Raw genomic sequence first — 20,964 nt, 5'->3', positions numbered from 1 at the left:
ACCAAGAGGATTGACGGCATGTCGGAACCGAAGACGACGGCACTCGAGACGAAACCTGACTTCATGCCCTCGATCGCAGCCGGCGGCCCGCCCGCCGTCGTGACCGTCGTGCTTCCGCCGGAAAAGGCTGGCGATATCAGCGATCTAGCAGAGCGGTATCGGTTGGCGACGGCAGAGCCGCATACGCTTGTTACCTTCGGCCAGGAAGCTATCAGCAGTTTCGGTGCCAAGCTGGATACTATTCTCTCGCAGATTACCAACGCCCAGTCGCCGGTGCTTTTCGAGCTTTTCCGCACGATTCGCGAGGGTGTGAAGGATGCGGATCTGAAAGAGCTGGAGGCAAGCATCCGAGAGAAGCTGAAGGGAAGCTTTCTCGAACGTCTGCTGATGGCGGTCGGTCTTGGCGACCCTGCCAAACGGTTGAAGGCCGTGACGGATGAAGTGCGTGGCATGCTACAGAGCAAGGCGAAGTCGCTCAGCGATCTCATCAAGCCGATGGAAGCCCAGATTGATGAGGAAAGCGGCAAGCTCATTCTCGAAGTCTCGCGTATGAGCACCCTGGCGGAGGGATATCGCGATACGATCGTTTCGCTTGGGGTTTTCGTCGAGGCCGGCCGTCGCATCATCGCTGACGCAAGCAGGGATCTCGAACGACTGAAGCAAGAGGCGGTCTCGGGCGATCCGCTCAAGGTTCAGGAAGCTCGCGACTTCTCGCAGAAGCTGGATATCTTCCAGAACCGCGTGCTCGTTCTTGAAACGGCCTACGCCAAGGCGCCGACGGATCTCGACTCGATCGGCATTGCGCGGGGTGCGGCCCTTGCGACGCTCGCTGATACCGTCACCTCTGCCAATGCCGAATTCAACGACATCAAGTCGATCCTGATCAGGCTGCATGCGCTCTTCCAGATGCAGTCGATCCAGCAGATCAATGCTATGCGGCGTGAGCTGCGGGCCTCGCTGCAGCAGTATGGCTCGCAGGTGCTCGAAGATGTTTCGGTCAATGCGGTAAAGGCAGCCGGCGAAACCCGCCTTGCGGATGCCGATCTTGTGCTCGGTACCGCCCAGCGGCTGCGGGCGATCGCTGACAAGGTCGTTGCCGAAGGCGAGCGCAATAAGGAGCGCTATGCCGCCGCCCGCACCAAGCTTGAACAAGCACGCCAGATCGTGATTGCCCGCCCGATCTGAGACCTCAGGAGAAGACAGCGCATGGCAACCTTTAATCTCAACAAGGGTCAGTCGTTCCAGATCCAGAAAGAGATCCAGCTCGTTCATTCCGGACTGGTCTGGGATCCGCCGGAAGGCTCCGGCCCGGCCTTCGACCTCGATGTCCATTGTTTTGCGCTGGTTCATCCTGGTGGCGATTCAAACCGGGCGCGGCTCTACAATGACGGTTCGCATGCGCTGTGCTACGCGTTCGTGCGCAGCTCCAGCAATCCTGAGGGATCACTGTCCAAGAATGCCGACGGATCCTTCCAGACGGATGACGGCTCCATGTGGCATGAGCGCGACGACCGCACCGGACGTGGCGCTCTCACCAAGCCGGAGCCCGATGACGATGGTGATGACGATCATCATGGCGGCGGTCATCACGACGAGGGCTTTCGCGAGGAGTTCAAGATCGTGCTGGCGAAGCTGCCGCGAGAGATTTCCGAGCTCGCCGTCTGGGCAACGATCCACGATGCCGCTCGCAAGAAGCAGGATTTCGGCAAGGTCAAGAACGCCTATATTGAAGTCTGCGATGCCATGGACGATGAGCTCTGCCGCTATCAGCTGACGGCCGAATTTGCCGGCAAAACGACGATCCAGGTTGCGTCCTTCCTGAAGCAGGCGGACGGATCCTGGAAATTCTATGCCGTCGGCGCGGGATCGAATGCCGGGCTCGGCGATGTCATCCAGGCCTATCTCGGCTGAGCGGAGGCTCTGCTTGACCAGCGGCAAGGCAGATGAACCGCCGGAGAAAAAGCCGGGCGGATCACCCAGGGTGCTTTTCCCGGAAAGTGCCGCGCCTCAGGCTGTCGCCGCTCCGAAGGACGGAAATCAGCCGAAGATACTCTTCGGTGCGCCCCGTGCTCCCACGCCCAAGGGCGATCGCCCGCGGGTTCTAGCCGCTGGGGAGGTGAGGCAACGCATCTCCTGCGGCGTCGCCGACCTTCAGGGCATGGACGCGAACGCGACCGAGGCTGTCGCAAAAGCGGCCTTGCGGATCGTCGACAGCACCAATCTCGATGATCATTATTTCGATGATGTGGTCCGCTTTGGTGCTCCTCTGCAGACCGAGCACGGCAGACTGGCGGAAAGCGAACTCAAGATCGTCGGCAGTGAAGTTGTGGCAGAGGGGAGACGGTTTGCGGCCGAATTGTTGCAGTGCCTGATGGACCTCGATCCGGAAAGGGTGTTTGCTGTCCGCGGCGGTTTTCTCAATACCGTCAAGGCTCTCGCCGCGCCCCGTGATCCAGCCGGCCTTTTTTCTCGCCTCTATCCGGAGGTGCGGGCTTTGGCGACTGAACTTAATGCGCTTGCGCCCGAGATTGTCGCCGTTGCCAAGCAGGTACGCGCTGTCGGCAAGGCCTATAAGTCGCTCTCGAATAACCTTGCCGGGCATATTCTTGCCGGTCGATTCCTCGTCCACCACATCGACAGCCTTCAACTGCCCGACCGCGAGCGGCAGGCTCATTATGCCTCGCAGTCTGAAGCGCTGGAAACACGGACATCAAGCCTTTCGGCAACGAAGACGACCGTCGAGATGAGCATCTGGACCGTTGCGGCCGTCTCGCAGGAAATCGAAGCGCTCGCCCGCTTGGCCGAGGGCCTGCTGCAGGAAGACCTGCCTGCCTGGCATGCGGCATATTCCGCAGCCCTAACGGCAGCGCGAACCGCTCAATCGGCGGAGCAGGCAAGTACAAGGGTGCCGCTTCGCGACCTTCACACCCGCATTCTTGGAAAACTCAAACTGGAGAGGAATAGGCCGTGACGACATTCAAGCTACAGAAGCCGGAGGAAGAAGTTCGCCGCGTCGGCTTCGTTTTGCAGAAGCAGGGCATTCACGAGCGCATTCCGGCGCAGGTCGGCATCAATATCGATGTCTCGGGGTCCATGGGCGACCTTTTCAAATCCGGCGCTGTGCAGGCAGCGCTGGAGCGCATCCTTCCCGTCGCTCTCTATTTCGACGATGATGGCCATATCGATACCTGGGCTTTTTCCAACAAGCAGAATATGGCGTCGCTGACACCTGCCACGGCCAAGAATTACGAGGGCTACATTCAGCGCGAGATTGTCGGCAACAAGGATGTCCAGCCAATCCTGTGGGGTGGCACTGATTACGGTCCGGTCATCCGCTCGAACCTCATGACTTACGGGCTTATGGAGGAAGAAGGGGCAGGTGGCCTGCTCGGCATGATCTTCGGCATGCGGCGCGACGCCTTCGGTGAAGAAACGCGGTCGGGCATTCCGGCAATCAATTATTTCCTGACAGACGGGGAGAATTCCGACCGGGACGCGGCCTGGGACTTGCTGCAGAAGGCCGAACAGGCTGAATCGCAGATTTACTATGTCATGGTCGGTATCGGCGACGAGAAGTTTGAATTCCTGCGTAGCGCCGCGGAGCATTTCCCGAATGTCGGTTTCGTCAGCGTCAGGGATCTCGGAAAGTTCGTCGGCAGCGACGATGCCTACGAAAAACTGCTTCCGGCCGAACTCTGCACCTGGCTGAAACATGAGCATGACGACGAGGACGACGATCATCATTGATCCCGAAGGCAAGCCCGGTCGCTTCATCGCGGAAGCGGCCGGCACGATACAGCTAAGCTGCTGATTCCGATGGATGTGTGGCGTGTGCCACAGAAGCGTCGTGATCCCAAAGACTAATAGACTAAAGCTTGAAACGCTTCTTCCGCCATGCTTAGCTTTGCCATTACTGCGGGTAGGGGTGAGGATTGACCACGCAGTGCCATCTATACGGGAGGTTTTTGATGGATCGTCGTTCATTTATGAAGAAGGCGGGAACAGCCGGCGCCGGTGCCGTTGCCGCGACTGCTTTGGCAGCACCTGCAATTGCGCAGGAAAACCCGAAGATTGCCTGGCGTATGACCTCGTCGTTTCCGAAGAGCCTGGACACGATCTATGGCGGCGCCGAAGATATTGCCAAGCATGTTTCGGCTTCCACTGATGGTAATTTCACGATCCAGCCTTTCGCAGCCGGCGAAATCGTCCCCGGCCTGCAGGCCGTCGATGCGGTGGCGGCCGGTACTGTCGAGGCAGCCCACACCACCTCCTATTATTTCGTCGGCAAGGACCCGACCTACGCCATCGGAACTGCCATTCCGTTCGGACTGAACAGCCGCCTGACCAATGCCTGGTTTTACCAGGGCAACGGCAATACACTGATGAACGAATTCTATGCCACGCAGGGCATGTATGCCCTGCCGGCCGGCAATACCGGTGCGCAGATGGGCGGCTGGTTCCGCAAGGAAATCAATACGCTCGACGACCTCAAGGGCGTCAAGATGCGCATTGCCGGTCTCGCCGGTCGCGTCATGGAGAAGGTAGGCGTCATCCCGCAGCAGATCGCCGGCGGCGACATCTATCCGGCGCTGGAAAAGGGAACGATCGACGCGGCAGAATTCGTCGGCCCCTATGACGACCTGAAGCTCGGCTTCCACAAGGTGGCGAAGTACTACTATTACCCGGGCTGGTGGGAAGGCGGCCCGACGGTGCATGCCTTCTTCAACCTCGATAAGTGGAGCAGCCTGCCGAAGCACTATCAGGCAGCGCTCAACGACGCCTGCGCCTTCGCCAACACCAACATGCTGGCAAAATACGACACGAAGAACCCGAGCGCGCTGAAGCAGCTTGTTGCGGAAGGCGCAACGCTGCGGCCGTTCAGCCAGGAGATCATGGAGGCCTGCTTCCAGGCCGCGATGGGCATCTACGGCGAAATCTCAGGCACGAACCAATATTTCAAGAAGATCTACGATGACCAGACTGCTTTCAAGCGGGATGCCTATCTCTGGATGCAGCTTTCGGAATACACGTTCGATACGTTCATGATGATCCAGCAGCGCGCGGGCAAGATCTGAGGAGCCCCCGCCGCTAACATTGGTGGTTTACACGCACACGATACCAGAACCCCGGATTTCGATCCGGGGTTTTGCTTTTTTGCTGGCTATTTGGCAGGCGCCGGCGGCGCTCCCGGCAGGCCATTCAGCGGCGGCAGGGTCAGGCCCGGGATCTGCGGCGAGCCGTTGTTGCCGCCGAGCGGGGGCAGGCCGAGCTGACCGCCGAAGCCCGGGACTTCAATCTTGATCGAGTTCGGGTCGACCTTCGGGCCATGGTCCAGCCAGTAGGTCACCGATTGTGGCCAGAAGATCACGATCGCCACCAGGATCAGCTGCATGCCGACCCAGGGAAGCGCACCCATGTAAATATCCGAGGTCTTGACCTCGCGGCCGGCGATCGAGCGCAGGTAGAAGAGCGCGAAGCCAAAGGGCGGGTGCATGAAGCTCGTCTGCATGTTGACGCAGATCAGCACACCGAACCAGATCAGGTCGATGCCGAGATTGGAGGCGACCGGGGCGAGCATCGGGATGACGATGAAGGCGATCTCGAAGAAATCGAGGAAGAAGGCGAGCACGAAGATGAAGATGTTGACAAAGATCAGGAAGCCGACCGGGCCGCCGGGAATGCCCGATAGCATATGCTCGATCCAGCGCGAGCCGTCCATGCCCTGGAAGACCAGGCTGAAACAGGTGGAGCCGATAAGGATCATCACAACCATGGAAGTGATGTGCGTGGTCGATGTCATCGCCTCGCGGATCAGCGGCCAGGTGAGGCGCCGGTTCATGGCCGCGAGCGCCATGGCGCCGACGACGCCGAGCGCGCCGGCTTCCGTCGGCGTCGCAAGACCCATGAAGATCGTGCCGAGCACGAGGAAGATCAGCACGATCGAAGGCACCATGCCCATCAGCACCTTCATGAGCAGCGCCCAATTGAAGTCGCCGCGCACTTCCTTTGGCAGCGGCGGCATCGATTTTGGCCGGAAGATCGACAGCACCAGGATGAAGAGCACGAAGATCGCTACCTGCAGGATCGACGGGCCGATCGCGCCGCGATACATGTCGCCGACCGATTTGCCGAGCTGGTCGGCGAGAACGACGAGTACCAGCGAGGGCGGGATCACCTGGGTGATCGTGCCGGAGGCGGCGATGACGCCGGTAGCAAGGCGCGGATTGTAGCCGTAGCGCAGCATGATCGGCAGCGAAATCACACCCATGGTGATGACCGAGGCGGCCACCGTGCCGGTGATCGCGCCGAGCACGGCGCCGACAAGGATGACAGCATAGGCCAGGCCGCCGGGAACGCCACCGAAGAGCTTGCCGGTGCCTTCGAGCAGATCTTCGGCCAGCCCACAACGCTCTAGTATGGCGCCCATGAAGGTGAAGAAAGGGATCGCGAGCAGCAGATCGTTGGAGACGATGCCGAAGAAGCGCAGTGGCAGCGCCTGCAGGAAGACCTCTCCGAAATGCCCGGTCACAATGCCGATGATACCGAAGAAAAGGCCGACGGCGGCGAGCGAAAAGGCGACGGGGAAGCCGTAGAGCATGAAAATGACCATGCCCAGGAACATCGCCGGCGGGATGATACCGTAGTCAAACAAATTTGTTCCTCCAGGCGCGCGTTACTGCAGCGGCTTTTCGTATTTCGTATCGATCTCGATCGTGCCGGACAGCGCGGCGATCCTCTTGATCAATTCCGAAATGCCCTGAAGGGTCAGAAGCGCGAAGCCGGCAAAAAGCACCAGCTTCACAGGCCAGCGGATGAGGCCGCCGGCATTGGCGGAAACCTCGCCCTGCTGATAGGCGAGTAGGAAATAGGGCCAGCAGAGAATGGAAAGGAAGATGCAGGCCGGGATGAGGAAGACGATCAGGCCGACGATGTCGATCCACATCTTTGCCCTGTCAGAGACAGAGCCGTATATCAGATCGACCCGCACATGTTCGTTCTTGCGCAAGGTGTGCGAGGCGCCGAGCACGACGACGAAGGCGAAGAGATACCACTGGATCTCGAGCCAGCCATTTGAACTGTAGTTGAAAGCGTAGCGGACGACGGCGTTTCCGGCGCTGATCAGGCAGCAGAACAACACCATGTATTCGGATAGTTTGCCAATGAACTCGCTGATCGAGTCAATCAGCCGACTGACGGCCAGGAATACCGACATTCGCCTCCCCTTATTGTCTTGCCGTTTTCGGCAGTTCTCCCTCTGCAATCGGTGTAAACTAGGGTTTTTGAAATTGGAAGGATAAATGACCCGCCTTGGAGTATAGTCTTATGCGGCTAGACCCTGTGATCCCTTTGAAAAATTCTGGCAACTCAGGCGCGGATATTTTTTTCAAAAACCTCGCGAGAAAGCTGTATTATCGCGCCTTGGATGAGTAGCTCATCCTATGGTTTTAGAAAAATTGACCAAATGTTTGAACCGTTTGAAATCAATTTTTAAAGGGTTCGGTTTACATTTCCCGCGCACAGGGAAAGTATGGATGAAGCCACATAACCCGAACAGGGTCCCTAAGGATGTGTATCTGTCGTTTGTGAGTTCCCTCTCCGGGAACCGCATGACGCTTCTCGCTGGCGTCATTGTACACTCCGCCACTTTCCTTGCTGTTGCTGCTAAGACTGACTCTCCCGTCTATATATTCTTGGCTGTCGCCGTCATCATGGTGTTCTGCGCCCGCATGGCGATTTTCCGGCTGTTCGATAAGGTAGACAAGGAGAAGCTCTCCTTTGCCGAGATCGAGCGCTGGGAGAAGATTCTCGTGGTCGGCGCAGCCGGCATTACTACACTTCTTGGCATCGGCAGCGGCTATGCCATCTTTTTCACGCGTGATTCCTTTGCCGAGCTCGCCTGTATTGCAGTGACCATGGCGACGATGGTTTCGGTCGTCGGCCGCAACTACGGCTCGCGCATGGCGGTCGACCTGCAGACCTTCTCCTGCTGTCTGCCGATGATCATCTGCAGCGTCATGACGCTCGATTTCTACCGCGGCATCCTGTCAGTCTTCCTCATTCCGTTCTGGCTGACGACACGGGCCATGGCCACCGGCGTGCGCGAGTTCCTCTATGAGAACGTGATCGCACGCCGCGAGATCGCTTCGATTGCCGATCGCTTCGATACGGCACTGAACAACATGCCGCATGGCCTCGTCATGGTCGACGAGGAGAACCGGATCCAGGTCATCAATCGCAAGGCCTGCGAACTCTTGAAAATTGGCGTGCCGGACCGGCTGAAGGACCGCGATCTCGGCGCTGTGTTGCGTTACGGCGCACGCTACAGCTTCATGGACGCTTCGCAGCCGGAGCTGATCCTGCGGCAACTGACACAGGTGGCCGAAGGCAGCCTGTCGCGCACGCTCATTCATTTCCCTGAGGGACTGTCGCTGGAATTCTCGGCAAGCCGGCGCGCAGATGGCGGTGCGGTATTGATCTTCGAAGACGTTTCGAGCCGTGTGAAGGCCGAGCAGAAGATCCTGCATATGGTGCGCTTCGACGCGCTGACCGGCCTGCCGAACCGCGAATATTTCGGCCATCTCGTGCAGGATTATCTCGCCAGACATTCGAAGAAACGCGGTCCCCTCGGCTTTATGATCCTCGATATCGACGAGTTCAAGCATGTCAACGACATGCGCGGCCATGTGACCGGTGACCACCTGCTCTGCGCCATCGCCGTGCGGGTCAAGGAGATGGCCGGCAACGCCATCGTCGGCCGCCTGATGGGCGACCAATTCATCCTCTTCTTCCCGCATGCGCGTGACCGGCAGGTGTTGGATGCCGACATCCGCAAGCTGCATGCCGCGATCCAGGGTCAATATGAAGTCGATCAGGTGACCTTCCTCGTCTCGCTCAGTGCCGGGTACGCCGTCCTCGAGAGCGACGCCTTCGCCATGGACGAATGGAGCGTCAAGGCTGACCTTGCGCTGTTCGAAAGCAAGTCGCGCTTGAAGGGCGGCATCACCGGTTTCGAGCACGAAATGGACGGTCGCTATATCGAGCAGCAGAAGCTCAAAGCGGATCTGCGCGAGGCTGTGGCTGCAAATGCGCTGCACCTCGCCTTCCAGCCGATGTTCAAGGCTGATGGTACGCGCATCGAATGCGCCGAAGCACTGGCTCGCTGGGTGCATCCGGAAAAGGGCTCCATTCCGCCCGACGTCTTCATCCGCCTCGCTGAAGAGATGGGCATCATCTCGCAGATCACGCGTTTCGTGCTCTTCAAGGCCTGTGAAGAATGCATGAGCTGGCCGGATCATATCGCCGTTTCAGTCAACCTGTCGGCGCGCGACCTGCGTGACGCGGACATCCTGTCGGTCGTTGCGGACGCGCTGGCGTATTCCGGTCTTGAGGCATCGCGCCTGCATCTGGAAATCACCGAAAGCAGCCTGATCGACGAGCCGGCGGTCGTGCGCGCCATCCTCGCCGAATTGCGAAGCCGCGACATCACCATCGCCATCGACGATTTCGGCACCGGCTTCTCCAGCCTCAGCTATCTCGACACGCTGCCGCTCGACATCGTCAAGATCGACCGTTCCTTCGTGCGTAACATCGTTGAAGATACGCGCCGTCTGAAACTGTTGCGCGGCACGGTCCACCTTGCCCGCGAGCTCGGCCTCAAGATCGTCGTCGAGGGTGTCGAGACCCCGGAGCAACTGGCGCTTCTCAACAAGCACCGCAGCACGGATCTCGTACAGGGTTACGTCTTTTCCCCGCCAGTCCCCTCGAAGGAAATTGGCATCCTCTCCCACGCTCTCAACCGCCGCACGGCACCGCGTCGCCGCAGCAAGGTCGCCTGATCAGGGCGCTACCTGACGGTGTGACCACGGGCATACTCGCGGCCGTTAACCTTAATGATTCAAATACGTCCAAAATTCTTATCAAATCTTGCGCTTTACTGAATGTGGTATGATTAATGACCCGTTAACAACGGGGTGCATCTATGGCGTCTGTCCCTTTGAGTACGAGCGACTTTTCGAAAAAGGTTCTCGAAGTTCTTGATAATGTCGAATATCGCCGCGTCGAAAGCACTGAGGACATGGAAGGTGTCGAGCGGCTGCGCTACAAGGCCTACAAGGCGCACGACACGCTGGCGCTGGCCCCAAAGGGACTGCTCGACGACACGGATTTCGATAGCCATGCTCATGTTTTCGGGCTCTATTATTACGGCGAGCTGGTCAGCACGATCCGTATCCACCATGTGACACCGGAACATCGCGTCAGCCAGTCGGCCGGAGCCTTCCCGGAAGCAATCGATGCGCTTCTCGATGCCGGCCTCAGCTTGATCGATCCGGCGCGTTTTGCCGCCGATCCTGATCTGACCGCCGATCTGACCTGGATTCCCTACCTGACGCTGCGGCCAAGCATCGTCGCGGCCGCGCATTTCCGTGCACATCGGGTTCTGCAGTTCGTCCGCCCGCCGCATGCGGCATTCTACAAGCGTGTCTTCTATGCAGACACCGTCGTGCCGGGCCAGAAGGCCAAAAATTACGGGATCGACATGACGCTGATGGCGACCAACGTCGTCGAGGTCGGCCGCAAGCTTCTCACGCGTTTTCCCTTCTTCATTTCCAGCGCCAGCGAGCAGCGGATGATGTTCGCGCGCGGCCCGGAAAACACGCGGCCTTCGCTCACCATCGTTCCCACCGCCCGTTTCGTGCCGGAAGGCCAGCTCGGAACGGATCTGCCGCTTTGATTCTTCCATAGGGAACGCCCTCTCCACATCAGGAGAAGGGCGTTCCTGCGGCATTCTCATGCATTGCGCTTTCTCCCGTCATTGTGTAATCCCTGCGGGTGGGGATTTGCCTCGCCGAGGCGAGGGAATCAGGCAGCGCTAAGGCATTTCAGGGAGACGATATTCATGGCCGAACATCATACCGGACCGGTCGAGACCGGCGCGCCGATGGACTACAAGGAACATGAAAAGACCTACAACATGTTCATTGCCGGCACGAAATACGGCTCGATGCTTCTGATCGCCCTGATGCTTGCCATGGCTGCCGGTTTCTTCGGCGGCGCCGGTTTCCTCGGCGGCATCCTCGTCTTCCTCATCATCCTCGTTGCCGGCATCTTCCTGCTCCGCTAAGCGCGGCCTGCGGGAAGACACGGTCTTCCGAACTTTGTGATGTAGATGCTTGGCCCGTGCAGGCAAGCAGCCTGCCACGGCCCAGCTGACCCGGAGGAGGGGGCAGTTGGCCAATATCGTTTTCGTAGCAAAGGAAATCACGGGCGATGAGACGCGCGTTGCCGCGTCTGTCGAAACCGTGAAAAAGATAAAGTCGCTCGGCTTCGATGTCATCGTCGAAGCGGGCGCGGGGGCACTTTCTCGCATTCCGGATAGTGAGTTCGAGGCCGTGGGCGCCGCAATCGGCACGTTCGCAGATGCCGCGTCCGCCGATGTGGTCCTCAAGGTCCGCCGGCCGAGCGAAAGCGAAATTTCCGGCTATAAGACCGGTGCCGTCGTCATTGCCATCATGGATCCCTATGGCAATGACGAGGCGGTCGCCGCGATGGCCCGCGCCGGTCTTTCCGCCTTCGCCATGGAGCTGATGCCGCGCATCACCCGTGCGCAGTCGATGGATGTGCTTTCGTCGCAGGCCAATCTTGCAGGCTATCAGGCGGTCATCGAGGCAGCAGTCGTCTATGACCGCGCCATGCCGATGATGATGACGGCAGCGGGTACTATTCCTGCCGCTAAGGTTTTCGTCATGGGTGCGGGCGTTGCCGGCCTCCAGGCGATTGCGACGGCGCGCCGTCTCGGTGCCGCCGTTTCGGCAACCGATGTCCGCCCCGCAGCGAAGGAACAGGTTGCATCTCTCGGCGCGAAGTTCATCGCTGTCGAGGATGACGAGTTCAAGGCGGCGGAAACGGCCGGCGGCTATGCCAAGGAAATGTCGGCCGACTATCAGGCGAAGCAGGCTGCGCTCGTGACCGAGCACATCGCCAAGCAGGACATCGTCATTACCACGGCTCTCATTCCCGGCCGTCCGGCGCCGCGGCTCGTCTCGCGCACCATGCTGGCCTCGATGAAGCCGGGGGCGGTTGCTGTCGATCTCGCAGTCGAGCGGGGCGGCAATATTGAAGGTGTGGTTACAGGGCAGGTCGCCGATGTCGAAGGTGTGAAGGTGATCGGCTTTCCGAACATGGCGGGCCGTGTGGCGGCCAGCGCCTCAGCGCTTTACGCCAAGAACCTCGTCACCTTCCTGGAGACGATGGTGAGCAAGGAAACGAAATCGGTCGTGCTCAACCTCGAGGACGAGCTCATCAGGGCGACTATGCTGACCTATGCGGGGGATGTCGTGCATCCGGCATTCGGCGGCGCCAAGAAGGGGGATAACTGATGGCCAGTGAAGCAATGGACAAGGCTCTGGAGCAGCTCGACCAGGCCGTCACCGCGGTCATCACCGCTGCTGCCCAGGCGCCTGAAGCGGCAAGTGCCGCCACCGGCGGTGCGATCGATCCCTTCGTTTTCCAGTTCGCGATCTTCGTGCTGTCGATCTTCGTCGGCTACTACGTCGTCTGGTCGGTAACGCCGGCGCTGCATACGCCGCTGATGGCCGTTACCAACGCGATCTCCTCGGTCATCGTCGTCGGTGCGCTGCTTGCCGTCGGCATTTCGACCAGCGGTCTTGCGACCGGCTTCGGTTTCGTTGCGCTCGTGCTCGTCTCCGTGAATATCTTCGGCGGCTTCCTCGTCACGCAGCGCATGCTGGCGATGTACCGCAAGAAGGACAAGTGAGGGGCCGATGACCAATCTTGCAGCCTTCCTCTATCTCGTCTCCGGCGTTCTCTTCATCCTTGCGTTGCGGGGGCTCTCGCATCCGGCGACTAGCCGCAAGGGCAATCTCTACGGCATGATCGGCATGGGGATTGCCATCCTCACGACGCTGGTGCTGGCGACGCCTGACTTCGGCGGCTTCGTGCTCATCATTCTCGGTCTTGCCATCGGCGGCAGCGCCGGCGCCTATATTGCCCGCACCATTGCCATGACCTCGATGCCGCAGCTCGTTGCCGGCTTCCATTCGCTGGTTGGTCTTGCCGCGGTTCTGGTCGCGGCATCGGCGCTCTATACGCCTGATGCTTTCGGTATCGGCGAGATTGGCCAGATCCATACGGAAGCACGCATCGAAATGGCGATCGGTGTGGCGATCGGCGCGCTGACCTTCACCGGCTCGATCATCGCCTTCCTGAAGCTCGATGGGCGCATGTCCGGCAAGCCGATCCTTTTGCCCTTCCGCCACCTGATCAACATCGCCCTCGCTGTCCTGATCGTGCTCTTCATCATCGGTCTGGCGGTGACTGAGAGCCACCTGGATTTCTGGGCGGTCGTTGCGCTCTCGCTGTTACTCGGCATCCTGCTGATCGTGCCGATCGGCGGCGCAGACATGCCTGTCGTCGTGTCGATGCTGAATTCCTATTCGGGTTGGGCTGCCGCCGGCATCGGCTTCACGCTCGGCAATCTGGCGCTTATCATTACCGGTGCGCTGGTCGGCTCATCGGGTGCGATCCTGTCCTACATCATGTGCAAGGGCATGAACCGCTCTTTCCTTTCCGTCATCCTCGGCGGTTTCGGCGGCGAGATGGCAGGCGGCGCGGCGGATACGTCGGAGAAGATCGTCAAGCTCGGCTCGGCTGAGGATGCGGCCTACCTGATGGCGAATGCCTCCAAGGTCATCATCGTGCCGGGCTACGGCATGGCGGTGGCGCAGGCACAACATGCGTTGCGCGAACTCGCCGACAATCTCAAGAAGAACGGCGTGGAAGTAAAGTATGCGATTCATCCGGTCGCCGGCCGCATGCCGGGTCATATGAACGTGCTGCTTGCCGAGGCCAATGTGTCCTATGACGAAGTCTTCGAGCTTGAGGACATCAACTCGGAATTCGCCCAGGCCGATGTCGCTTATGTCATTGGCGCCAATGACGTCACCAACCCGGCGGCGCGCGACGACAAGTCCTCGCCGATCTACGGCATGCCGATCCTTGACGTCGACAAGGCCAAAACATGCCTCTTCGTCAAGCGTTCGCTCGGCTCGGGTTACGCCGGCATCGACAACACGCTGTTCTACAAGGACGGCACGATGATGCTGCTCGGGGACGCCAAGAAGGTGACCGAAGAGATCAACAAGGCAATCGCCCACTAACCGAAAAAGCCCGCTTCGGCAGGCTTTTCTTTTATCGGTGCATTGTCAGATCTCGCCCGGCACCAGCGTCATCTTCTCGACACCGATGGCGAGATTGAGACCTTCTTGCGCCTGCAGGTTCAGCGGCTGCAGCATGAAGGCCTTGTCGGTGCCACCGGCAATGACTTTGGCACCTCCACCGGCGCCGAGGCTGGCATCTGCGCCGATGCCGTAATATTCGCCGGCGAGTGCGAAATCAGGCATGTTGGTGCCGGTCTTGGCGAGCACCTGCCAGATCATCACGCTCTTGCCGGTCTGGCCGATATCGATGCCGAATTTCTCGATCTTGCCGGCATAGACCGCCTTAGGGCCACCGGAAGCCGGCGTATAGGTGCAGATTAGGTTTTTCTCAGAAGTGACGATCAGTCCCTGACCGCCATCCGATCCGCAGACGAGCCGGCCAAGCGACATATAGTCGGCTGCTGCGGCCGAGCTGGCCCAAGTCGCAGCCGAAACGATTGCAGCGGCAATCATGGTTTGCTTGAACATGGTCCTTCTCCTTTTGAATGACCTGTTCGAAACGGGCGATTGCAGTGATTGTTCCGGTCGCGCTACTCGCGCTCCATCGTCCCACGCTGGGCTGTGAGGGTCCAGACGAGACCTTCCGGATGGAAGTCGACATCGACCTTGCCCCGGAAAGCGGAGGCGGCATGCGCCTTGATGACGGTGGTCCCGAAACCGGTGCGCGACGGCGGGCTGACGGACGGGCCACCGCTTTCAGTCCAGGTGAAACGCAACATGTTGTCCTCTGCTGGCTGCCATTCGAAGCGCACACTGCCCTGTGGCACGGAGAGCGCTCCGTACTTCACCGAATTGGTGGCGAGTTCATGCAGCGCCAGGCCGAGATTCTGCACGGCATCGGGCTTGAGGATGAAATCCATGCCCTCGATTTTCACCTGCTCGCGAGCCTGTGGAAAGGCCTGGAGATGAATATCGATGACGCGATGCAGCGAGACGCCGGACCATTGCTCGCCCGTCAGAAGCTCGATCGAGCGCACGAGTCCTTCAAGGCGGTGAGCGACGGCCAGCCGGAATGTCTCGACGCTGTCGGCCTGCTTGGAGAGCTGGCGCATCATTGCGAGAACAAGCGTCAGCAGGTTCTTGGTGCGATGAACCAGCTCATGCATGACGAAGCGCAGCCGGTCTTCGCTCTGGCTACGGTCGAAAGAGGCATTGGAAAGCGCAATCGCCACCTGGTTGGCCTCGATGACACTGGTTTCGACGGGGGAGACGATATGGCCTTCGCCGAGCCGGTTCGCCATGTCTGCTATTTCGCGGATCGTCGAGCGGACCTGCCGGGCAACGGCATAGGTGGCAAGTACGGCAACGAGCAGCAGCACAAGGCCGCCGATCAGTAGGAAGCGCCAGGTGCTGAGGATCGGTGCCTGGGCGGTGGCGATCGGCCCCCATACCACGGTCTTCCAGGACCAGCCGGGAATCTGCGCATAGCCCAACAGGGCGTGCGGGAGGATATCGCTGTCTTCGAAAACGCCGCTGGATGCAACGAGCGAAGGCAGGATGCGCGGGTCGAAGGGTTCGCCAGGCTGCAGATTGGCAGGGCCGCGGCTCGCCACGACATGACCACCCTGATCGATGACCGCCGCTGACCAGCCGGAGGCAAGGCCCTCTGTCGTGACTAGCTTTGCAAGATCGGTGGCATTCTGGGTGATGATCAATGCGGCGACAGGATCCTCGTCACGCGGCAGCGTGACGTTATAGACCCACATGCCGCTCGTCGCGCCCATGAAGACGTCGGAGGCTTCGATCCGGCCGGACTTCATCGCGGCTTCCAAAGCCGCGATGTTCGTCGTCTTGCCGAGCGGCGTGCCGAAGGCGCGACGGGTATTCAGAAATTGCTGCCCGGCTCTGTCGACCGCGATCACATAGAGCGTATCGCCGCGCAGCGCTGTTTCCGTGCGATTGTAGAAAGACTCATAGTCGCCGCTCTCCAGCTCCGGCGAGGAGGACAGCAGCCGAAGCGTCGTTGCCATATCCTGAAGCTGGCGGTCGATGGTGCGTGAGAGGGCGAGCGCATCCTGCGCGGTTTCGCGCTTGAGCGTAGACCGCTGATTGTCTTCCAGCTGCATGAGAAGAAGGGCAACGAAGGCAAAGATCGGCAGTGCAATCGCCACGGCCATGGCGATAAGATATGTTCCGATGGAAGCTTTCGGAAAAAGACGTACGGCGAACCTCATCGATACCGCCCCCGAACTGCCGGGACTGGATGCTGGGGAAGCTCGGTTTCGCAGAGTCTAACGAAAGCAAGAATCCGCATCGCTCGCAAACGCCCCTTACATTTCGTACCGCCCAATAGCCCGCTATCAAAGCGGGGTCATGTTAGGGGGCGGGGCATTTGGTTGCAACCTACTAAAATAGTCAGGTGCAAAATCGTCAATTTTTTAAGGACTATCCTTCGTCGGTGAAGCGCTGCAACCGGAAGGGCGCGAGGCTTTCGTCACTCTTACCTGACAGAAGCTCGTCGGCAGCAAGCATGCCCGCAAGCGGGGCAAGCGTGACACCGGAGTGCATGACCGTGGCATAGAGACCCGGCAGGCCAGCATTGCCGATGATGGGAAAACCATCAGCCGGTGTCGGGCGATAGCCGACCGTGAAGAAATCAAGCTTCAGATCGGCATTGTCTATGATCATCGCTTTTACGCGTGCGAAGAGTTCCGCTGCACTTGCCTGATGATCTTCACCGGGATTGCCGCCACCGAAATCCGAGCCGGCGATGATACGGCCTTCCGCCGTCTGGCGCATATGCAGCTGCGGTGTCATGACGAGGCCGTTCAACCGCTTCGAGACAGGACGGGAGTGCACGATCAGGCCAGCTGGTGCAGACAGCGGCAATGTGATCCCCGCTGAGGCGGCGATCGGAACTGCGCCTGCACCTGCGGCCAGCACGACGTGATCGGCTTCGAGCATGCCTTCCGACGTTACGACCCCGACGATTCGTCCAGCACTCTGCAACAGACCGTTGACCGTGGCATGAACGAACGTCGCACCATGTGCTTCGGCATCAGCAAGCATCAAACGTGCGGCGGCAACAGGCTCCACCGCACCTTCTTCTGCGACATAGAGGGCGAAATCCGGATATTCGCCAAGGCCGGGTTCGAGCAGAGCGCTTTCTTCCCGGTTCAGCCGGCTGATACCGTAGCCCCAGCGGCCATGTTCATCGGCATAGGCTTCGAGATCGGCCGCCGGCATATCCCAGCAGAGGCTGCCGCACCAGGCGAGCGGCAGGCCGGGTAGTTCCCGTGCCAGTCGCTTCCATTCGGCCATCGCCCGACGGCGAAGATGGAAATAGAATTCGGGATTGCCCCAGCTTGCATTGATCCAGGCAAAAGAGCAGGGTGTCGCCACGCCGCCGAGTTCTTCGCCAACGACGGTGACTGCTGCACCCTTGTGTGTGAGATGCCAGGCAATCGAGGCGCCGATAATGCCGGCGCCGACGACAATCACATGCGGTTTCGCTGTCATCGTCGTCACCTCTTCCCGTTATCCGTCAGCCGGTGGTGCCGCCGACGCGGGCAAGTCCGTCCCGGGCCGGCTGGTATTTCGGATCGAGGCCAACAGCGTGGCGGTAGGAGCGGATGGCCTTGTCCTTCTCGCCGCGGCGCTCGTAGACGAGAGCCTGGTTTGCCCAGGATTCGGCGAGGTTGCCGTTGAGCTCGATCGCGTGGTTGAAGTCGGCGAATGCGTTGTCGTTGTCGTTCAGCGCGATATAGGAAATGCCGCGGCCATTATAGGGCTCGGGCGAGTTCGGCGACAGCGAGATCGCCTTGGAGAAGTCGTCGATCGCCTTATCCTGCTGATTACGCTTCTGATAGATCAGGCCGCGATTGTGATAGGCGCGACCATCGGTCGTGCCGAGCTGAATCGCTTTTGAGAAATCGTTGAAGGCCTGATCGTCCTGGCCGGCCATGCGATAGACATTGCCGCGACCGATATAGGCGACGTCATAGCTCGGATTGATCTGCAGGGCGGCGTTGTAATCGGCGATTGCCTGCGGCTGCTGACCCATGTTGCGGTAGACCAGCGCGCGGTTGGCATAGGCCTGGAAGAAGCGCGGGTTGATCTGCAGCGCGGTGTTGAAGTCGTCGAGCGCCTTGCGGAATTCGCCGGCGCGGCCATAGGCTGAGCCGCGAACGTTATAGCCTTCCGGATCGCGCGGATTGGCGTTGATGACGCCGGTCAGCGAAGCGATGTTTTCCTGCGAGCCCTGTGCCTTGTCGATGCGGATCACGGCATCCGAGGTGTTGGTCGTTTCACAACCGGCAAGGCCGAGCGCGGCGGCGAGCGCCAGCGAGACAAGCATGACCGATTTCTGCGAACGCAAAGAGCGGGACGGATTGAAGGTTATTACAGCCATTCGGGCTCGCTTTCCCCATGCATCATATCCGGACAAGCGGATATGCAATCTTCAGCGGCAAAAAATTAAAAAGGCGGCGGCGACACTGATCGCCCCCGCCACACATGCACCTGAAAACGTCGAAAAAACGACGGCACCGCCTCAGCGTGCTGCAACCAGACCTTCGCGCTGAGCGCGCTTGCGGGCCAGCTTGCGAACACGACGAACAGCCTCGGCCTTCTCGCGAGCACGCTTCTGCGACGGCTTTTCGTAGTAGTCGCGCATCTTCATTTCGCGAAAAATACCTTCGCGCTGCATCTTCTTCTTGAGAGCGCGGAGAGCCTGGTCAACATTGTTATCGCGGACAAGTACCTGCACGAGAATCACGTTCCTTTGGTTTGCTTAATGCCGAAAGGCGGCGCAGCGCCTGGGGCAAAAAAATAACGTTCGCGCGGCCGCGGCCTTGCGATTGGTGTTGCGAAATATCAGATCGACGGAATGAAGTCCAGACGGGATATGCGATCGGTTGGAAAAATCCCGCCCATGCCTCTACGGAGCTAGGAGCGTGGCTTCTCGGGTTTCGTTTCGTCCAGAGCTGCGATCGCTTCTTTCAGCGCGGCGATAACACGGGAGCGATCCGCCGGCTCAAGCCGAGCCGTGTCCAGATGCAGGTCCAGTCCGGCCAGATGTTCGCTGAGAATGCGGCTCTTGTGATCGGCGCCGAGCATCAGCCCGTCCACGGCGTAGGGTACGATCTCCCGCTGGATACCCTTCATGGTGATCGGCGGCAAAGGATGGGCATCRACRATATCTTTCACCAGCGCATAGGTTTCGTAGCTGATGACGATCTCCCCGCCCTGGGCGATCGATTGCAGGCGTGCGGCGAGGTTCGCTTCGGCACCGATGATCGTATAGTCCATGCGGTCACTGCTGCCGAAATTGCCGACGTTGCAATAGCCGCTATTGATTCCCATGCGCACCACGAAGGGCTCCTCCGTGCCGTTCCGGCGCCATCTCTCCTTCAGTTCGCCGAGCCGGCGTTGCATGTCGACTGCCATGCGCAGGCAAGCCTTGGCATCTTCTTCGGCTCCCTTGGTTTCCGGATCGCCGAAGAAGACCAGCATGGCATCGCCAATGAACTTGTCTACCGTGCCGCCATGTTTGAGCGCGATCGTGGACATTTCGGTCAGATATTCATTCAGCATTTCCGTCAGCGCTTCCGGCTGCAGACGCTCGGTCGTGGCGGTGAAATCCTTGATGTCGGAGAAGAAGATCGTCAGGCGCTTTCGCTCGGTATGGACGACCACATCCTTCTGGCCGCTGAAGATGCTCTTGTAGATCTGCGGTGAGAGATAGCGGGAAATCTTCAGGGAAACGCTGGCGAGGAATTCGTTAGCTGCTTCAAGATCGCGGTTGGCACTGTGGATGACGCGCGTCTGCTGACGCTGCAGAACAATGAAGCTGATGCCGATGATGGCGACGAAGAAGAAATAGCAGAGCAGATATTTGAAGGCGAGAACGTTGCTCGCATAGGGCTGGCGGATGATGACTTCCTGAATGCCGCGCACATCGCCTACCTTCCAATCCCTGTTCGGGCTTTCAGGATGAGTGTTGTGACAGGCGACGCAAGCCTGGCCCATGATCACAGGCGTGATAAGCCGCAGCGTATCGGTAAGTCCGACGCGGGTGAGGTCGGTCAGTGTTTGGCTGGAATTGGCGCGCAAGGATGCGAGTGAGGCCGTTTCGAAATTGTCGAGATCGTGAGGCGCGCGATTCTTGAAGGGCAGGTCAGAGAGGAAGCGGTAGGTGATGTTGGCCTGCTGCTCCTTGATGACGTCGCCGAGTTCCAGTGAAAGCGTGGCGGGTAGCGGAATGGCGCCTGGAATATTGGCATAGTTGTGTGAGACGACCGTGCCGCTGACATCGCCCGCCTGATGGGCGGCGAGCACTCTGCCGACGACATTCGCTGAATAATAGGAGCGTATGCTGGTGACGAGCGAACTCATGTCCCGCGCCTGCCGGCGCAGCGCACTTTCGGAGAGGTCGCTGATATCAAGCCAGACGGCGAGCGGCAGCCCGGCCAGCATCGCCAGCACGACGGCGATCAGCCAATAGCCGCTTCTGCGGGCGGCAGAGGCCGAGTTTTCCGCAGTTCTTGCCGTGGTCTCTCCTTGCGGATCTGCCATGGCTCATCCCTTCGACAATGATCGAATTGTTAAATCCCCTGAAGGAGAAAAACATTTCGTCGCATGCGCGGCAAGGCCGAAGCTGGAAAGTCTGGCCGCAACGGTTGGCCAAATCTGGAAGTAATTGCTTACTGTGTTGCTGTTACACCGGAGCGAAAATGCTTGGGCGGAACCGACAGCCATATTTCACACGGTTTTTCAGCTTCTGAGC

19 protein-coding genes are annotated in these 20,964 nt (G+C 59.5%); 11 read left to right on the top strand and 8 right to left on the bottom strand.

Features of this window, described 5'->3' with window-relative positions:
* Positions 1-18: 18 nt before the first annotated feature.
* From AC1DTN_RS06300 to AC1DTN_RS06280, 5 genes are all read left to right on the top strand, one after another.
* A complete protein-coding gene (locus AC1DTN_RS06300) occupies positions 19-1,185 on the top strand; it encodes a toxic anion resistance protein (protein ID WP_442206436.1) in 1,167 nt (388 codons plus the stop codon).
* Between the two features lie 21 nt (positions 1,186-1,206).
* Positions 1,207-1,911 carry a TerD family protein gene (locus AC1DTN_RS06295; RefSeq protein WP_037103435.1) on the top strand — a complete coding sequence of 235 codons (705 nt, stop codon included), beginning with the start codon at positions 1,207-1,209 and terminating at the stop codon, positions 1,909-1,911.
* A 13-nt stretch (positions 1,912-1,924) separates the two neighbouring features.
* The gene (locus AC1DTN_RS06290; RefSeq protein WP_442206435.1) at positions 1,925-2,971 is read left to right on the top strand and encodes a hypothetical protein; all 1,047 of its coding nucleotides are present in this window, start codon (positions 1,925-1,927) and stop codon (positions 2,969-2,971) included.
* Entirely contained in the window at positions 2,968-3,747 is a 780-nt protein-coding gene (locus AC1DTN_RS06285; protein WP_442206434.1) for a VWA domain-containing protein, read from the top strand. The genes AC1DTN_RS06290 and AC1DTN_RS06285 overlap by 4 nt, the downstream gene beginning before the upstream one ends.
* 221 nt (positions 3,748-3,968) lie before the next feature.
* A complete protein-coding gene (locus AC1DTN_RS06280) occupies positions 3,969-5,075 on the top strand; it encodes a TRAP transporter substrate-binding protein (protein ID WP_442206433.1) in 1,107 nt (368 codons plus the stop codon).
* A gap of 86 nt (positions 5,076-5,161) precedes the next feature.
* Here AC1DTN_RS06280 and AC1DTN_RS06275 read toward each other — a convergent pair whose 3' ends face one another.
* Positions 5,162-6,652 carry a TRAP transporter large permease gene (locus AC1DTN_RS06275; protein WP_439016592.1) on the bottom strand — a complete coding sequence of 497 codons (1,491 nt, stop codon included), beginning with the start codon at positions 6,650-6,652 and terminating at the stop codon, positions 5,162-5,164.
* A gap of 21 nt (positions 6,653-6,673) precedes the next feature.
* Entirely contained in the window at positions 6,674-7,213 is a 540-nt protein-coding gene (locus tag AC1DTN_RS06270) for a TRAP transporter small permease subunit (RefSeq protein ID WP_113325766.1), read from the bottom strand.
* Between the two features lie 319 nt (positions 7,214-7,532).
* Here AC1DTN_RS06270 and AC1DTN_RS06265 point away from each other — a divergent pair, with 319 nt between their 5' ends.
* The 6 genes from AC1DTN_RS06265 (at position 7,533) to AC1DTN_RS06240 (ending at position 14,177) form a co-directional block, all read left to right on the top strand.
* A complete protein-coding gene (locus tag AC1DTN_RS06265; RefSeq protein WP_439016591.1) occupies positions 7,533-9,836 on the top strand; it encodes a putative bifunctional diguanylate cyclase/phosphodiesterase in 2,304 nt (767 codons plus the stop codon).
* A gap of 143 nt (positions 9,837-9,979) precedes the next feature.
* Positions 9,980-10,732 carry an N-acyl amino acid synthase FeeM domain-containing protein gene (locus tag AC1DTN_RS06260; protein ID WP_477920108.1) on the top strand — a complete coding sequence of 251 codons (753 nt, stop codon included), beginning with the start codon at positions 9,980-9,982 and terminating at the stop codon, positions 10,730-10,732.
* Positions 10,733-10,897: 165 nt separating this feature from the next.
* The gene (locus AC1DTN_RS06255; RefSeq protein ID WP_007817412.1) at positions 10,898-11,122 is read left to right on the top strand and encodes an aa3-type cytochrome c oxidase subunit IV; all 225 of its coding nucleotides are present in this window, start codon (positions 10,898-10,900) and stop codon (positions 11,120-11,122) included.
* Positions 11,123-11,228: 106 nt separating this feature from the next.
* The gene (locus AC1DTN_RS06250) at positions 11,229-12,377 is read left to right on the top strand and encodes a Re/Si-specific NAD(P)(+) transhydrogenase subunit alpha (RefSeq protein ID WP_442206432.1); all 1,149 of its coding nucleotides are present in this window, start codon (positions 11,229-11,231) and stop codon (positions 12,375-12,377) included.
* A complete protein-coding gene (locus AC1DTN_RS06245; RefSeq protein WP_007817406.1) occupies positions 12,377-12,775 on the top strand; it encodes a proton-translocating transhydrogenase family protein in 399 nt (132 codons plus the stop codon). Before AC1DTN_RS06250 ends, AC1DTN_RS06245 begins: the two co-directional genes overlap by 1 nt.
* A 7-nt stretch (positions 12,776-12,782) precedes the next feature.
* Positions 12,783-14,177, top strand: coding sequence for an NAD(P)(+) transhydrogenase (Re/Si-specific) subunit beta (locus AC1DTN_RS06240; protein WP_113320970.1), 1,395 nt, complete (start codon positions 12,783-12,785; stop codon positions 14,175-14,177).
* A 45-nt stretch (positions 14,178-14,222) separates the two neighbouring features.
* On the opposite strand, the gene AC1DTN_RS06235 is transcribed toward AC1DTN_RS06240, so the two are convergent.
* From AC1DTN_RS06235 to AC1DTN_RS06210, 6 genes are all read right to left on the bottom strand, one after another.
* Positions 14,223-14,705, bottom strand: a complete 483-nt coding sequence (locus AC1DTN_RS06235) for a DUF992 domain-containing protein (protein WP_310383724.1) — start codon at positions 14,703-14,705, stop codon at positions 14,223-14,225.
* A gap of 62 nt (positions 14,706-14,767) precedes the next feature.
* Positions 14,768-16,411, bottom strand: a complete 1,644-nt coding sequence (locus AC1DTN_RS06230) for a sensor histidine kinase (protein WP_442206431.1) — start codon at positions 16,409-16,411, stop codon at positions 14,768-14,770.
* A gap of 211 nt (positions 16,412-16,622) precedes the next feature.
* Positions 16,623-17,696 (bottom strand): NAD(P)/FAD-dependent oxidoreductase, encoded by a 1,074-nt coding sequence (locus AC1DTN_RS06225; protein WP_442206430.1) that lies wholly within the window; start codon positions 17,694-17,696, stop codon positions 16,623-16,625.
* A gap of 25 nt (positions 17,697-17,721) precedes the next feature.
* On the bottom strand, positions 17,722-18,588 hold the full coding sequence (locus tag AC1DTN_RS06220) for a tetratricopeptide repeat protein (protein WP_113320966.1): 867 nt from the start codon (positions 18,586-18,588) through the stop codon (positions 17,722-17,724).
* Between the two features lie 141 nt (positions 18,589-18,729).
* On the bottom strand, positions 18,730-18,945 hold the full coding sequence (gene rpsU, locus AC1DTN_RS06215; RefSeq protein WP_003542939.1) for a 30S ribosomal protein S21: 216 nt from the start codon (positions 18,943-18,945) through the stop codon (positions 18,730-18,732).
* 179 nt (positions 18,946-19,124) lie between these two features.
* Positions 19,125-20,753 (bottom strand): adenylate/guanylate cyclase domain-containing protein, encoded by a 1,629-nt coding sequence (locus AC1DTN_RS06210; protein WP_442206429.1) that lies wholly within the window; start codon positions 20,751-20,753, stop codon positions 19,125-19,127.
* Positions 20,754-20,964 lie beyond the last annotated feature (211 nt).

The sequence above is a fragment of the Rhizobium sp. 01T444 genome (genome assembly GCF_056398305.1).
The sequence above is the reverse complement of the archived record's forward strand: the minus strand, read 5'-3'. Positions and strand labels throughout refer to the sequence as shown.